Annotated in this window: 16 protein-coding genes; 8 read left to right on the forward strand and 8 right to left on the reverse strand. The window is 66.4% G+C overall.

Features of this window, described 5'->3' with window-relative positions; translation table 11 throughout:
* Positions 1-37: 37 nt before the first annotated feature.
* The 3 genes from O3656_RS07805 to O3656_RS07815 all read right to left on the reverse strand — a co-directional run bounded on the left by O3656_RS07805 (position 38) and on the right by O3656_RS07815 (position 2,693).
* Positions 38-469, reverse strand: coding sequence for an Ohr family peroxiredoxin (locus O3656_RS07805; protein ID WP_500063405.1), 432 nt, complete (start codon positions 467-469; stop codon positions 38-40).
* Between the two features lie 109 nt (positions 470-578).
* Positions 579-1,100, reverse strand: coding sequence for an NUDIX domain-containing protein (locus O3656_RS07810; RefSeq protein ID WP_500063406.1), 522 nt, complete (start codon positions 1,098-1,100; stop codon positions 579-581).
* Positions 1,101-1,118: 18 nt separating this feature from the next.
* Positions 1,119-2,693 (reverse strand): aspartate:alanine exchanger family transporter, encoded by a 1,575-nt coding sequence (locus tag O3656_RS07815; protein ID WP_500063408.1) that lies wholly within the window; start codon positions 2,691-2,693, stop codon positions 1,119-1,121.
* Between the two features lie 111 nt (positions 2,694-2,804).
* Between O3656_RS07815 and O3656_RS07820 the strand changes: the two genes are divergently transcribed.
* The 6 genes from O3656_RS07820 to O3656_RS07845 all read left to right on the forward strand — a co-directional run bounded on the left by O3656_RS07820 (position 2,805) and on the right by O3656_RS07845 (position 6,859).
* Complete coding sequence (locus O3656_RS07820; protein WP_500063410.1) at positions 2,805-3,500, forward strand: DUF2510 domain-containing protein; 696 nt, start codon at positions 2,805-2,807, stop codon at positions 3,498-3,500.
* Complete coding sequence (locus tag O3656_RS07825; protein ID WP_500063412.1) at positions 3,497-4,228, forward strand: hypothetical protein; 732 nt, start codon at positions 3,497-3,499, stop codon at positions 4,226-4,228. Before O3656_RS07820 ends, O3656_RS07825 begins: the two co-directional genes overlap by 4 nt.
* Before the next feature lie 85 nt (positions 4,229-4,313).
* Positions 4,314-4,952 (forward strand): DUF2510 domain-containing protein, encoded by a 639-nt coding sequence (locus O3656_RS07830; protein ID WP_500063413.1) that lies wholly within the window; start codon positions 4,314-4,316, stop codon positions 4,950-4,952.
* A complete protein-coding gene (locus O3656_RS07835; RefSeq protein ID WP_500063415.1) occupies positions 4,949-5,641 on the forward strand; it encodes a hypothetical protein in 693 nt (230 codons plus the stop codon). Before O3656_RS07830 ends, O3656_RS07835 begins: the two co-directional genes overlap by 4 nt.
* 85 nt (positions 5,642-5,726) lie before the next feature.
* Entirely contained in the window at positions 5,727-6,164 is a 438-nt protein-coding gene (locus tag O3656_RS07840) for a DUF2510 domain-containing protein (protein WP_500063416.1), read from the forward strand.
* Positions 6,161-6,859: a hypothetical protein gene (locus O3656_RS07845; protein WP_500063417.1), complete on the forward strand. Its 699-nt coding sequence runs from the start codon at positions 6,161-6,163 to the stop codon at positions 6,857-6,859. Before O3656_RS07840 ends, O3656_RS07845 begins: the two co-directional genes overlap by 4 nt.
* A 158-nt stretch (positions 6,860-7,017) precedes the next feature.
* Here O3656_RS07845 and O3656_RS07850 read toward each other — a convergent pair whose 3' ends face one another.
* The 5 genes from O3656_RS07850 to O3656_RS07870 all read right to left on the reverse strand — a co-directional run bounded on the left by O3656_RS07850 (position 7,018) and on the right by O3656_RS07870 (position 12,732).
* Complete coding sequence (locus O3656_RS07850; protein ID WP_500063418.1) at positions 7,018-7,440, reverse strand: RNA-binding S4 domain-containing protein; 423 nt, start codon at positions 7,438-7,440, stop codon at positions 7,018-7,020.
* A 9-nt stretch (positions 7,441-7,449) separates the two neighbouring features.
* Positions 7,450-10,152 (reverse strand): ABC transporter permease, encoded by a 2,703-nt coding sequence (locus tag O3656_RS07855; protein ID WP_500063455.1) that lies wholly within the window; start codon positions 10,150-10,152, stop codon positions 7,450-7,452.
* Positions 10,153-10,172: 20 nt separating this feature from the next.
* Complete coding sequence (locus O3656_RS07860) at positions 10,173-10,910, reverse strand: ABC transporter ATP-binding protein (protein ID WP_016460460.1); 738 nt, start codon at positions 10,908-10,910, stop codon at positions 10,173-10,175.
* Entirely contained in the window at positions 10,907-11,515 is a 609-nt protein-coding gene (locus O3656_RS07865) for a PadR family transcriptional regulator (protein ID WP_500063420.1), read from the reverse strand. The genes O3656_RS07860 and O3656_RS07865 overlap by 4 nt, the downstream gene beginning before the upstream one ends.
* 392 nt (positions 11,516-11,907) lie before the next feature.
* The gene (locus O3656_RS07870) at positions 11,908-12,732 is read right to left on the reverse strand and encodes a hypothetical protein (protein WP_500063421.1); all 825 of its coding nucleotides are present in this window, start codon (positions 12,730-12,732) and stop codon (positions 11,908-11,910) included.
* Between the two features lie 144 nt (positions 12,733-12,876).
* On the opposite strand from O3656_RS07870, the gene O3656_RS07875 reads away from it, so the two are divergent.
* On the forward strand, positions 12,877-13,755 hold the full coding sequence (locus tag O3656_RS07875; RefSeq protein ID WP_500063422.1) for an aldo/keto reductase: 879 nt from the start codon (positions 12,877-12,879) through the stop codon (positions 13,753-13,755).
* Positions 13,756-13,774: 19 nt separating this feature from the next.
* A complete protein-coding gene (locus O3656_RS07880) occupies positions 13,775-15,094 on the forward strand; it encodes a DUF4921 family protein (RefSeq protein WP_500063424.1) in 1,320 nt (439 codons plus the stop codon).
* Positions 15,095-15,103 lie beyond the last annotated feature (9 nt).

Raw genomic sequence — 15,103 nt, forward strand, 5'->3', positions numbered from 1 at the left:
CGACGAGGCCGGGGTTCTTTTCGTCTATCGGGCGTCCTCAGAAGGATGCAACGGCGGTGACAGTGACGGGCACGTTGCCGCGCGTGGCCTTGGAGTAGGGGCACAGCTCGTGGGCGCGGTCGGCGAGGGCCTGAGCGCGGTCGAGCGGGGCACCGGGGATGAACACCTTGATGTCGGCGGTCAGGGCGAAGGAGTCGCCCTCTGGGCCCAGTCCGATCGTGGTGCGCACGACGGAATCGGTGGTGTCGATGCCCATTTCCTTGGCGGCCAGGCCCATGGCACCCTGGAAGCAGGCGCCGTAGCCCATGGCGAAGAGGGCTTCGGGGTTGGCACCGTCGCCAGGGCCGCCCAGTTCCTTGGGGGCGCGCATGATGTGGGTGATGCCGAGCGCGGGGACGGAGGAGGTGCCGGCGCGGCCGCCCGTGGAGTCGGCGGTGACGGAGTATGCGATCTTGCTAGGTGTATCCATGCCCCTATTTCACCACTAGGACTTCAGTCCCGCAAGGGGTTTGACACAAAGACAAGTAATTCCGCGCGCTCAGGGACGAGGCCGGGGCACGCCCGCAGGTCACGCGGCCTCAGGCGGTGAGGAAGTCGGCCTCGGGGCGGGCGCTCAGCGCCTTGGCGACGGCGCGGCGGAAGCGGTCGTTCATGGGCGGGAGCTGGTCGCCGCGGAAGAACGCGGTCTCGCTGTTTTCGCCGTCGGCGGGGTTGGGGTCGCCGCTCACCCACTGCGCTGCGAAGGCGACGTCCAGGTAGGTGGTGACATCTCCGTTGTCATAGGTGACGGGGCCGACGACCTCGACGGAGAGGAGGCGGCGCACCTCGATGCGCACGTCGGCTTCCTCGAGCGCCTCGCGGGCGGCCGCGACGGCGGGCTCCTCACCCGGGTCGACGATGCCGGTCACGGGGGTCCAGGCGCCGTTATCGGAGCGGCGCACGCACAGGATGTCGACAGCCTCGGGCGCGATGGGACGTTCCCAGTCGATGGGCGCGCATCCCGGGGCGGGGCACAGGATGACGACGGTCGTGCCGGGCATCCACAGGGGCGCGTGGCCGACGTGTCGGCGCAGCTCGAGGACGAAGTCGGGGGTAGCCATGGCCCTAGTCTACGGCGCTCACAGGAAGGACGTAATGATCGGCAGGAGCAGGATCTTGACGATGATCGCGAAGGCGAAGAGGGTCGCGTAGGCGGCCTCGATGCGCTCGTCGGTCACGCGGGCGTCGGCGGCCTGCAGGACGGCCGGCTGGCCGAGGAAGCCCGCGACGCCACCGGCGGCACGAGGCGCCGACAGGCCAATGAACTTCGCGCCGATCGCCTGGAGGGCGCAGCACACGACCACCATGACGGCGGCGAGGAGGGCGGCACGCCAGCCGTCGGGGCTGCCGAGCAGGCTCGCGAACTGCGGGCCTGCGTTCAGGCCGAGCGCTGCGAGGAAGAGCATGAGGCCGATCTGGCGGATCGTCAGGTTCGCGGCGGCGGGCAGGGTCCACACGAGCGGGCCGGTGCGGCGCAGCGCGCCGAGCAGCATGCCGACGATCAGCGGGCCGGCGGCGGCACCCAGCTGGAAGCCCTGCCCGCCCGGCAGTGGGAAGGACACGATGCCCAGAAGCAGACCCAAGACGAGGCCAATACCGAAGGCCATGCCGTCGACCTCGGCGACGCGGCGCTCGGAGTCGCCGAGCCACTCCGCGATATCGTCGAGCTCCTCCGTCGGGACGACGACCGCGACGTGGTCGCCGAGCTGGAGGTCGAGGTCGTCGCGGGCCAGGAGGTCCAGGTCGCCTCGGCGCACGCGCGTGATGACGGCACCGAAGCGCTTGGTGACGTTGAGTTCGGAGACGCTGCGGCCGGCGACATCGGGGTTGGAGACGACGATGCGCTCAAACGCCAGGTCGGAGCGGTCGTCCTCGAGGTTGTGGTCGAGGATTTCGCCGACGAGGGGCGCCGTGTCCTTGATCGACGCTGGATCACCGACCATGACGACGTGGTCACCGGGCAGCAGGTCCTCGCCCGGGGCGATCACCCTCGTGCGACCGTCGCGTCGCAGGTAGGACAGGCGCACGCGCTGCTCGCGCCACGCATCGATATCGCGGGTGTTGATCTGCTTGGTCACGTGCACGCTGACGGCCTCGAGGGACGCACCCGCCAGGGAGGGGGTGTCCTTGGGCCCCAGCCATTTCCTCGTCACCGTGATGGTCACGATGAGAATGCCGCCGATGACGCCGACCGGGTAACCGAAGGCGTAGCCAACCGCCGCGTTTGCGTCCCCCGTCAGGCGGGTGGCCGTATCGAGGGCGGGTGCGGCCGTGAGGGCACCCGTGAACAGGCCCGAGGTGAGACCGGCGGGCAGGCCGAGGAGGCGACCACCCGTCAGGGCAATAGCCGCGCCGACGATACACACGATCGTCGTCAGCGCGAGGAGGTTCGTCTGCTTACGCAGATCCTGGAAGAAGGTCGCGCCCGCGGAAATGCCGACGCAATACACGAAGAAGGCCAGTCCCATCGGCTGGACGATCGACATGTGCGTGCTCACGACCTCGGGGTGCAGCGCCGAAACGATGAGGCCCACGAAGAGCGCGCCGGCCGCACCGAAGCGCAGCGGGCCGATCCGAATGGCCCCAATCGCCGCACCCAACGCAACAACGACAAACAGTGCGAGCAGGGGTGAAGACGTGAATAGAGAGGCCATAGCTTTCAGAGTACCTGTCGCTCCCCCGGCGGTTCCCGCCGACTGTCACATTACCTGCGTTATGAACCTCACGGATTGGTTACACTGGTGCCAGAAACTGAAAGGACGGTCATGTCTCAACCAGCACCCGGATGGTACCCAGACCCCGCAGGCTCTCCCCGCCTGCGCTGGTGGAACGGTGGCATGTGGACCGAGCAGTACCAGCCGATGCCCACGCAACACCAAGCAATGCCTCAGCAGGGCATGCCTCAGCAGAGCTTCCCGCAGCAGGGTGGACCCCAACAGGGCGCACCGCAGAATTTCCCGCAGCAACAGGGATTCCCACAGCAAGGCGCGCAGCAGCAGGGCCGCCCGCAGCAGCAGGGCGCACCACAGCAGGGCTTCCCCCAGCAGGGATTCCCACAGCAAGGCGCGCAGCAGCAGGGCTTCCCCCAGCAGGGCGCGCAGCAGGCGAACGCCCAGAAGGGCCCTCACCTGCCGTCCAACAAGCAGGCGCCGACCGTCTCCTCGAATCCTTACGGCTCCGAACCCAGGTTCGACCAGCCACAGAAGGACGCGCGGGATAAGAAGGCCGGACAGACCAAGGACTCTACGACCTCCTCACGCTGGAAGATCGCGACAGTCGCAGCGTGGGTGGCCGTCGTCGTTTTCGTTGTGACGGCAATCATCGCGGGCACCTCCTACAGCCACGCACGTGCGGAGCTCGCACCCGCGGTCAGCGAACGTGACGACGCTCAGAGCCAGCTCGACCAGGCACAAAAGGAGCTTGATGAGGCCCAGAAGGAACTTGAGGAGTTAGAGAAGTGAGTTACGTTCCCACCCCCGCGCAGGCACCCACGCCACAGGCTTCAGGGTCCCGCAGCGGCATGAAAATTCTGACGATCATCGGCGCCTGCCTCGCCATCCTCTTTCTGATCCTCTCGGTTGTCCTGGGACTCGGTGCGCGTTCCACCCATCAGGCCGCCCGGCAAGCGCAGAGCGACGCCCAGTCCCTGCGTGATCAGGCCAAGGAAACGGAAACCGAGACGGCGACGACCCGCACCAAGATCACCGAGGCGACAAACAAGAAGGAAGCTCAGGCGTGGTGTGACGGTCTGACGAGCGCGAATGCAGATTTCGACTCACTTGACGCAAAGGCGCGAGAATACAAGAGCCTGACGGCGACACGCCACGAAGCCATCGGCAAGATTTGCCCGAAGAAAAAGGACTTTATCGAGGCGTACGCAAAAGACGCATCGCAGGACATGGTCAAGCCAGACACCCCCACCTGCTCGGCGGGGGCATCCTCGGCGACAATCACCGGATCCGTATCCGTTACCGGAACGAACCTGGCGGGCCTCTCGGCGTACGACGTCGGCGTCGAGTTCTACCTCGTCCCCGGCTCTACCATCAAGGGCTATCAGCCCTCGGACAAGCAGACGGTCACCGTCCCCGCGGGCGGATCAGCCTCGCTGACATCGACTGTGCCGTTGCCCTCCTTCGACTCGGGATCCTGCATCGTCCGCGCTGTCAGCATCTGGCCCAGCGGGGTCTGAGCAGATAGTTGCCCACCATCCCTGCGGCGACTAGACTTCCTGACCGTACCCTCGGTTTTGACACGACACGGGAAAGAGAACCACGATGAGCGAACCCGCGGAAGGCTGGTACGCCGACCCGACCGGTGCCGCGCAGCTGCGCTGGTGGGACGGTCACGCATGGACGCAGTACGTCGAACCCTACGAGGCGACCCCCGCGCAGTCTGAGACCGCCGAGGCGACCCCCGCGCAGTCTGAGACCGCCGAGGCGACCCCCGCCTACGACGAGGCCCCGTACTACGCTCAGCAGGAGCAGGTAGCGGCGAACGTGCCGACTCAGGAAGCTGCCGAGGTCGCGCCGATTCCCTCCCCCGAGGAACCCTCGTATTGGGAGGACTCCGTACCCGCCCCCTCCCCCGAGGAGACGTCGGCGTGGGAGGCCACCCCTGCCTCGTCGATGGACGAGGCAGGCGCCGCCCCGATCCCGATGCCCGACGAATCCGAGCCCTCCCAAGAGACCCCGAAGCGTTCGGGCACCCTCAAGTGGACACTCGGCTGCGTTGCCTCCTGGGCGCTCGTCGCCGTCTTTATCGCGGTCCTCGTTCTCGCGTGGTCCTATCTGGGCGCCAGCGGTCGCATCCACGATGACGCGAAGAGCCGCGCCGAAACCGCGCAACAGGAGCTCGACACCGCGCAGTCCACGCTCGCGGACATTAACCGCCAGATCGAGGAGGCCAACAAGTGAGCGCACCCGCACCACTGCGTGCAGCGACCGTCGCCGGAGCCACCCTCGCGGTCATCTTCATCATCCTGTCCGCCGTCGTCGGCGGCATCAACGTCTGGCGTTCGCATTCTGCGTCCAGCTACGAGGCGCAGGCCGAGCAGGCGCAATCCGAGAAGGCCGCGGTCGACCAGCAGATCACCGACGCGAAGACCCGCCTCGACGCCGCCAACGTCCACAAGGACGCCAAGGCGTGGTGCGATTCCGTCACCCGCGACACCGCCGCGTCGATCCGCAACGCCATCAAGACCTACGATTCGGCGACGCAGGCCGTCAAGGACGCCATTCACCAGGAGTGCGCCCCCAAGGAGACTCTCGCTAACGCGCAGCGCGCCGGGGCCGACACCGCCTTCAGCCCCGGCATCCCCGAGTGCACGACCGACCAGGTGACCACGACGATCAACGGCACCATCACCCTGAACTCCGCGAGCCCCATCTCCTCGCTCGGGCCGCTCGAACTGACGATTTCCGGCTACACCCTTGACAAGGGCACGACCCTGAACCCCTCGTCGCCCTACCAGGGGAGCACGACCGTGACGCTCACGCCGGGAACCCCCGCTACGTTCACAATCTCCGTCCCCTACGACCCGGCGATGAGCGACAAGACCGAGTGCGGGTTCACCATGACCTCCTGGTGGCCGACCAACCTCTGAGAATCACGTGAGGCCGATCACTGACCGGATCAATAAAATTGATGCTCCCCTAGACTGTAGGGGAAACAGTGAAAGGAGCCTCCTCGTGAGTAACCCCGTCCAGGGCTGGTACGCAGACCCTGCAGGAACCGGCCAGCTGCGCTGGTGGGACGGCGCGCAGTGGACCGACCGCTTCCAGGCCGCACCCGCCGCCAACGCCGCCACGGATTCCGTAACCCCGAACGCCGCAGGCGATGCCGCGGCCACCAGCGAGACAGCCGCCGCCACCGCCGCTCAGGCCGTCCCGCAGCCCGCCAACACTACGGCGCAGTTCACCCCCGTGGCTCAGGCGCCCGCCACCAAGGCCACCGGCGGACAGATCGCCCTCGCCGTCATCGCCTCGCTCCTCGTCGTGCTCTTCCTAGGATCGAGCATCATTGCGACCGGTATGCACGGCAAGGCCAGGGAGGACGTCGCGAATTCTCAGTCCATCCTCGATGATGCAAAGAGTGAGCTCCAGAAGGTGCAGGAGGCAATCCAGTGAGTGACCCGAACACCACCGCAGCCACCACTGCCCCTGTGGCACCCGCGAAGCCCGGTAAGAGCAAGGGCCTGTCCATCTTCAACCGCGTCGCCTTCATCGTCGCAGCGCTCCTCGCGGTCTTGACGATCGCCATGCTTGTTGCGACTGCGATGACCACCAAGTCCGCGGCCAACATGCGCGACGAGGCCCAGGCGACTCGAGAGCAGGCCGGTCAGGAGCTCGCCTCCTACTGGTGCGCACAGATCACACCCGAGAACGTCGCGAAGTTCGACGAGTTACGTGACCTCTACCTCGGCGTGAGCGAGACGGCTCAGAACGCTGTCGATCAGCAGTGCCAGAAGAAGGTCACCATTACTGACCTCGTTACTAACAACGATCCCAACGGGGCTTTCGACACCACCAGCCAGTGCACCATTAATGCATCGAGCACGAAGATCACGTGCACCGCGACCGTAACGGCAAACGACACGATCAAGAAAGATCTCGCGTCGTTCTCCTCCACGACAGTCACGCTCCAAATGAGCATGCAGACGACGAGCAGTAAGCTCACGTCCAAGGGGCACGACCTCGGCGAGGTCGCAACCGTCGACGTCGACCGCTCCGGCACGGGCAAGACACAATTTACAGTCCCCTACGACCCCACCTGGGGCGAGTACTACAAGGTTGACGTGAAGTCGTTCTTCCCGAACGAGTGACACGGTATTCCTGATCGCGCTTACCCCGTCGCCCTGCGTGGGCGGCGGGGTTTGTGTACCCGCAGCCAAGGGTCGTCATCCCGACCCCGGACGCGACTCAGCCGTGAACGACCCGCATGCGCGCACCGACGAAGCCTGCCCCGGCCTCGTCTTTGAGCTCAGTAGTGCTCGTGGGAATCGTAGCCGCGCAGCCTATCGAGCTCGCGACGCTCCTTCTTGGTCGGGCGCCCACTGCCCCTCTCACGCATCGCGACGGGAATGTGCACGCGCGGGCGCTCGGGCGTGCGGTCATCGTAAGCAGTGCGCGCCTGCGGGTAGGAGACGCGCTTCGCGAGCAGCAGGACGACCCCAAGGACGCGGTCGAAGCCCTCAATGCGCAGGCGGACCTCGTCGCCGACACGCACCTTGTAGGCCGCTTTGACGGGCTCCCCGTTCACGCGCACGTGCCCGGCGCGCACGGCAGCCGTCGCCTGGGAGCGGGATTTCAGCTGGCGGGTCGCCCACAGCCAGGTATCCACGCGCACGGAGGACGAGGCGAGGGCACCGGCGGGGATCGCGACGTCGTCGGGGGTCTCACTCATCGGCGTCCCCTAGTTGATGCGACGCAGACGCTTCTGGTGGCGGGGCGTCAGGACGATCGCGACGAGCGCGCACAGGATCGGCATGCCGATGAGCATGCCCAGGAGCGCACCCCACGGCACGACCGGCCACAGCGTGGTCAGGGTCGGGAAGATGCGGGAGCGAGCGAACGTGATGACGGCAAGAACGCCGACGACGAGGCCGGCGAGGACCGCCGTCGGGATCGCATTCAGGGCGAGGACAACGCCCTGCCAGGTCGTCACGTGGCGACGCATCGCGGGGGCAGCACCGATCGCATCGAGCGTATCGAGGTCAGGGCGCATGTCCGAGGCCGACAGCGCCACAACGAGAGCGACCGTGGCGGCCGCGGCAACAACCGCGATAAGCGCCGCGACGTAGGGCAAGACAAGGGAGCGCATCGTCGGCACGATCACCTGGGCCGAGGCGCCGGGCACCTGGCGCGCAATCGTCGCCTGGAACGACGGAGCATCGACGGGGCTCACCGGATGATCGACGGTGAGGAGCTCGCCCAGAGGCCGCACCTGGAGTCCGAGGTAGGACGCCGCAGTCGGCGACAGCACGATGACGTTGACGCGAGTCAGGGGCGAGGCAACGAAGGTCTGGACGGTCGTCACCTTGGCGTCCGGCAGGTTATCGTCCGACGCTCCCGCCGCCTTCGCCTCCGCGATGGCACTCATGTCGAGGCTCCGCAGCGTCACCTGGCCCGCGCCATCGATGTAGTCCGGGTCGGGAATGAGGACGCCGCCGGCGTTCAAGGTAGCGATCGCACGCACCATGTCGTCCTCGTTGCTGAAGTACCCAGCCTGACGCAGATACGTGCCGTCATCAACCATGTACGCCACGTCCAGTTCCGTCATGGTGCCCATGTTCGTCGACATCGTGAACGTCGAATTGTTGTACGGGTGCACCGCCTCGACCATCGTGGTCGGGCCACCCGGGCCGCTATTCCACGCCAAGCCGTTCAGCGTCGCCTGCGAGGTGACGCCGCGCTGGCCGTCGACCGCTTCGACAGCCGACTTCATGAGGTCACGCGAGCGCTTGACCGAATCCGTGCGGTCAACCGTCGACACGAAGACCTGACCCCGCTGCCCCACGTGCGGGCGCGAGTTCCAGCCGGCCTCGTTCGAGGAAGACAGGGTGATGAGCAGGCCGCACGCCACGAACACCGTCGTCAGGATCGAGGCCATGGCCGGGAAGGTGCGGTGGCCGTTGCGAACGGCGTCGCGCAGCGCCAGGCGCATGCTCATCGACGCGCGACCGTTGGGAACGCGCCACCGGGTAAAGATGTAGGGGATCGAGCCGATCAGGCCCGCCTCCAGCAGGCCGATACCGACGACGAGGGCCAATACCGAGCCGAACCAGGCGGCGACACCGAGGAGCGGCAGACCCGCCAGAAGCGCCAACGGGTAGATCATGCGTCGACGCACGAGGCGCGACGGCTCCCACACGCGACCGCCGATAACGGCGGAGGTGTCAATATGCGACGTCGTGTGGGCCGGTGACACCGACGCCATGAGCGACAGGAGTACCGGCAGGAGCACGGACAGCGCGAGGGGCCACCACGGGACGATGCCGATGCCCAGGCCCGACCACATGCCGATTCCCACCATCGCGGCCGCTGAGAAGGCCGCGGAAAACACAGCAGAGTAGAGGCCGATGATCACGCCGTGGGCGATCGTGAGCCGACGGCCGTCGGTGCGGTCACCACCGTTCGCAACAATCATCGCGGCCGTGCGCATGACCGAGCGCTGAGCGACGGTGTACAGCGGCGAGATGAGCAGGATCATCTCCGTGAGGATCAGGAGAATACCGGCAACGAGCAGCAGGTACTGCCACGGGTTGGCGCTCCGAGTGCTTTGGGGGACCTCGTACTGGGCGATCTGCGAGGGCAGGGCCGAGGCATCGGGCGGGTTTGCCAGCACCTGACGGGACAGGACCGAGAAACCGGACGCGTTCAGCTCGCGGATCTTTTCCCACGACACCGGCGTCGGTCCCGTCACGAACCAGGCAGTCTGGGTGCGCCCCGCGACCGCGAGGCGGTCAATCGGAAGCGTCCCATCGCCGATAATCGCGCGTTCGGAACCCCCAATGATGGAGTCGATCACGACGTTACCCTTCAGGGATTGAGTCGCTCGTTCCTTCGCAATCGTCAGGGACAGGTTCACCGAGTCGCCGACGCTCACCGACAGGGCCCGGGCCACGTCCTCGGAAATGACGGCATGGCCAGCGGCCAAGGGCCCGCTCTTACCACCCGCATTCACGCGCGGCGCCTCCAGCGAGGCCGTTTGCGTGCCGTTGTCGACCGTGAAGCCCGTGCCATCCGCCGTTTCCAGACGCAGCTGGTAGAGCGTATCGACGGCGACCAGCTGATCGCCCTCGGGCAGCCAGCTGTCGAGGGTGTCCATCGACACCGAGACCTCGTCGCTCGAGGCCGTCTTCGACAGGCGGTCCGCGGTGAAGTCCTGCTCGATGGCCGTCGACGACCGGTGCAGCGTCACCGCCTGGACGTCGCTGCGGTGGCCGAGCCACGACGAGGCCTGGTAACGCTGCGAGGTCGTGACGTCCCAGAAGGTGATCGCCGCGATCGCAATGATGATCGGCAGGGAGATCAAGAAGACCGCCGTGGCCGTACGGCCCAGGCTTTGGCGCGCATCACGAGAGGCGATGCGGAGTACTACTCCCCATCGCCTCATCCGTGTGCTGAGTCGGTTCATCAGATCCTTGGTGCAGTGTCTGCCAGCAGATCCTTCAGCGAATCCCCCCTCGATCGGTCGACAATGCGACCGTCGCGCAGGAAGACAGTCCGATCTGCCCATGCGGCCATTCTGGCCTCATGAGTCACGAGGATACCGGCTGCACCGGCATCAATGTGATCACGCAACACCAACATGATCTGTTCACCAGTGTGAGAATCGAGCGCACCCGTCGGTTCATCAGCAAGAATGACCGAGCGGTTACCCACGAGTCCGCGGGCGATTGCGACGCGCTGGCGCTGGCCACCGGACAGGAGCTCCGGGAAACGATCCGCCAGGTCCGCAACGCCCACCTCCTCCAGCGCGGCCATCGCGGCCTCGCGCACCTTGGAGGGACTCACACCATCGAGCTGCAGCGGCATCTCAACGTTCTCGAGGGCCGACAGCGAGGGGATCAGGTTGTAATCCTGGAAGACGTATCCAATCGACCGACGACGAACCTCGGCACGATGAACGCTATCCAGGGCCGCCAGGTCAACCCCGTTGATATAGACATGCCCGCGGGTCGGACGCTCCAGGCCACCGGCAATCGACAGCAGCGTCGACTTACCGGAACCGGAGGGACCCATAACAGCGAGAAGCTCGCCGGGTGCGACCTCAAGGTCGATCCCGTCGAGCGCTCTCACTCGGACGCCGTCAGCGCCGAACTCATGTCCGACACCCGCCATCCTGATCGGTAGCGGCACAGGCTGGCTCATCGCACCCCGGCACGCTCCGAAATGCCAGCCTCGGCCTGGGCCCAGTTCATCGAGCGGCCCTTCGCAGCGGCGAAGGCGGCACGACGCGCGGCCTCGGAGACCGCACCGGACTCAATGTGGTCGAGCCAGTTGAGCTCGGCCTCGAGGTCGAAGATGTGACGCTCAAGGATGAGCTTCCACGCGAGCTCGCCCTCATCGGCCGAAGCCTTCAGGCGGGTCACATCGCGCAGCGAGCCCAGGGTCGAGCGACGCTGAGTCTGGATCATGGCCTCAACGTCGACCGTGGGGTCGGCGGCGGCCACAGCGAGCTTCATCACAAGCTCATCACGTTCGGGATGTTCGCGAGGAACAGGGGTGGACCACCAGGCGGCGAGGACTTCACGACCGACATCAGTCAGCTCAAAGACCTCGGAATCACGGCCCGCATTGGTCTCAGCGTGAGAGATGACCTGGCCGTCGCGCTCGAGGCGCTGCATCGTCTGGTAGACCTGGCCGATGTTCAGCGGCCATGCTCCGCACGTCTGCTCCTCGAACATCTGCTTCAGGCGGTAGACACCGGCGGGCTGCTGCGCAACAAGTGCCAGCAGGGCATTGCGAACCGACATAACTCTCCGTTCGTTGTCTGGACGTGTAGACGATCGTGGTTGAACAGTATCTATCGTACGCCAAAATCGTTGTTAGAGCGGGGAATCGGCGGTGGGTTACCTAACAAAAACCCTACCGGCTGGTTAGACAGGGGTTCGCGAAATGACGGGGAATATCGAGGAAACCGACCGTGACACCAATAAAAGTGCCAACCACATTGCAGACACCTTTTTCAAGTTTTTCAGTGATATTCCAACGAAGCGACAGTCGAACAGTTAGAGCCCTCCAAACTCGAGACGCACCTCGTCCAAAACCGGATAAAACCGCCCCACAGGGCGCTCTGACCATGGGGACAGAAATTATTTGTCACCCGACAGTCTCAAATTTTGAGATCTATCGCTCACGCGAGGACCTACTCGGCGAGGACGTCCTCGACATCTTCCCAGAGCACCTCCGGCGACGACGACGCGACAGCCGCCCAGAATTCGCCATCCTTATCCGCCAGCAAGGGCACCTCGTCGGGGTACAGCTCGGCGAACTCCACGCCCGCCAGCACCTCGCACACATCCTCGCTGGTGGCGAGCAAACGCCAGCTCTCGCCCGACAGATCCGGGTACGACACCGCATCAACGACCCGCACAGCGAGCCCCGCCCACGCCTCGTCCGCAACGTCCGCCCAGAAGGATGCCGTCGCCTCGTCAACCTCGGTATCGATCACCTCGGCGATCTCGCGAGCAACCTTGGGCACCTCCACAAGGATCTCCGTCACGTCGCCCCGTTCGAGCGCACTAAAGAGCACCTCCGGCACCGCCGTCGACACAATCCCCTCTCCCGACGGCTCACCCAAGGCGCTGAGCTCGAGGAAGGTCTCCCTCAGCTGCGCAACATCGATCGTCCACACCGACAGCATGTCATGCTCATCCGCATACAGTCCCCCTTCGTCGCACCGCGATACGACGGCGGAGCGCGGGCCGACGAAGAAGGTGACGCGGCGACATCCGGCCGGAGCGACGACCCAGGCGGTCAGCACCTTCGTCGCCTGCGCGAACCCCTCGAAGACCGCGGCGAGGTGCGGGACAGGAGTATCGCCGACGACGAGGCCCTGGCTGCGCAGCAGCTCAACGAAAGGATGCGCGGGGTCGACGATGAGCCCATCGGCGTACGAGCGCAGGGCGTCGCACTCCAGCCCGCTCATATCGAAGACGACGCCTTCCTCCGTCTCGCATGCATTGATCATGATTTCTCCTGCGCTCTCGAACGGGCACCTGCGCGGCACCGAAACGAGGACAACGCTACGGCACACCGACCGCCAGCGCGAGCGCCGACCGCGACCGGCCCCTACCCGGGAGGCTACACTGGTGGCGACTAGGAGGATTCACCGATGAACACCCCGCCACCCGCAGGCCCCGCCCCGGCCTCGTCCCCGATTCCGACCCTCACCCTCCCGACGGGCATGCCCATCCCCGTGCTGGGTTTCGGCACCTACAAGGTCGCACCCGAGGACGCGTACGACGCGGTGAGCCGCGCCCTCGAGGTCGGGTACCGCCACATCGACACCGCCCAGATGTACGGCAACGAGGCCGAGGTCGGGGCGGCACTCGAGGCCTCGGGCATCGCCCGCCAGGACCTGTTCGTCACCACGAAGGTCGACAACTCGAACCACGAGCCCGAGCGGGCCGCCGCCTCGATCGAGCGCTCCCTCGAGGACCTGCGCACCGACTACGTCGACCTCCTCCTCGTGCACTGGCCGCTGCCCACCCTCTACGGGGGCGACGTCGCGCTGCCCTGGCCCGCGCTCGAAGACGCCTTCACCGGCGGCGGCGCGCGAGCGATCGGCCTGTCCAACTACGAGCGCGAGCACGTCGAGGCCGTCCGAGACGTCGCCACGTTTCCCCCGCACGTCCTCCAGGTCGAAGCCCACCCCTTCCTGCCCAACGCCGCGCTGCGCGATTACGCGCAGGGGCTCGGCATGGTGTTCGAGGCCTGGTCCCCGCTCGCGCGCGGGCGTGCCGTCACCGAGGCGACGCTCATCGAGATCGGGTCCCAGCTCGGCGTGAGCGCCGCCCAGGTCGCCCTGCGCTGGGCCCTCGACCGCGGCCACGTCGTCTTCCCCAAGACGCTGAGCCCAGCGCGCATGACCACCAACTTCGACCTCTTCTCCTTCTCGCTGAGCCCCGAACAGCGCGCCCGCATCGACGCGCTCGACGAAGGCGAAGCGGGACGCACGGGGTCGCATCCCACCACGATGGACCGGCTCTGAGGACGGGTACGATACAGGTATGGCTTCCAAGCTCACGCGCGCCGACCGCGCCATCGTCCGGCTGGCCGACGGCACCGTCAAACAGCAAAACCTCCTCACGGGCACCGAGGTGTGGACCGTTCCGGGCCGCGGCAACCGACCCCTGAGCGCCCCGCACGCGGACCACAACCCCATCTGCCACGAGGCCGACGGGCACCACTGCGCGTTCTGCTCGGGACGCTACCTCGAAACCCCTCCCGAGAAGTCACGCCTCGTGCGCCACGAGGACGGGACCTGGGAACAGCTGGACGCCCTGGGCGCGGATCAGCTGACGGACACGGTTGCCGAGTTTCGACGCATCCCGAACCTGTTCGAGATCGTCTCCTACAACTACTGGCACCTCAACCACGGTCACGTCCCCTCCGAGGAGGACCGACGCCGCATGGCCCACTACCTGGCCTCGGACGCGGGCTACGAGCACGTCATGAACGTCGTGCGCGCCCGCATGCTGGCCTCGGGCATGAGCGAGGGCGAGTTCGCGGCCACCAGCGAAACCGCGCGCCTGCAGGCCGCCAACGGATTCTTCTCCGGCGGCCACGACCTCATCATCGGCAGGCGCCACTACGTCGACGGGGCCACCGAGGCCCACCAGCTGGCCGGTTCGGGCACCCTCACCCCCGAGGAGCACGCGCAGTACACGGCCTACACGGCCCGCTCGATGCGCGACCTATACGACCTCGACCCTGCCGTGCGCTACGTCGCCACCTTCCAGAACTGGCTGCGTCCCGCCGGTGCCTCCTTCGACCACCTGCACAAGCAGCTCGTCGCCATCGACGACCTGTCCGTGCAGACCGAGGCCGAGTTGGAGCGCCTGCGCGCCCAGCCCGACATCTACGACCAGATCTTCACCGTCGCCGCCACGCGCAAGCTCCTCATCGCCCAGAACGAGCACGCCGTCGCCCTGGCTGGTTTCGGACACCGCTTCCCCGGCATTGCGATCTGGCCCCTCGGACAGGCCGCAAACCCGTGGGAAGTCAGCCCCGAGGCCATGCGAGGCATCTCCGACATCCTGCACGCCGCGCACGCCGCGACGGGCGTCGAGGTGCCCGCGAACGAAGAGTGGTACCACCGCCCGCCCACCGTCTCGACGCCCATGCGCTGGCGCATCCTGCTCAAGTGGCGCATCTCGACCCTGGCGGGCTTCGAGGGCGGCACGCGCATCTACCTCAACACGATCGACCCGTGGAAGGTCGTCGAGCGCACCGTGCCGCGCCTCCTCGAGCTGCGCGACAGGGGCCTCATCGCCCCCATGCGCATCGGGGAGGAATGCAAAGTCAGCCCCGCAATGCTGCGAAGCTGACTCGACTCG

This window comes from Pauljensenia sp. 27098_8_83 (genome assembly GCF_041432695.1).
In the GTDB taxonomy this organism is placed as follows: Bacteria; Actinomycetota; Actinomycetes; order Actinomycetales; family Actinomycetaceae; genus Pauljensenia.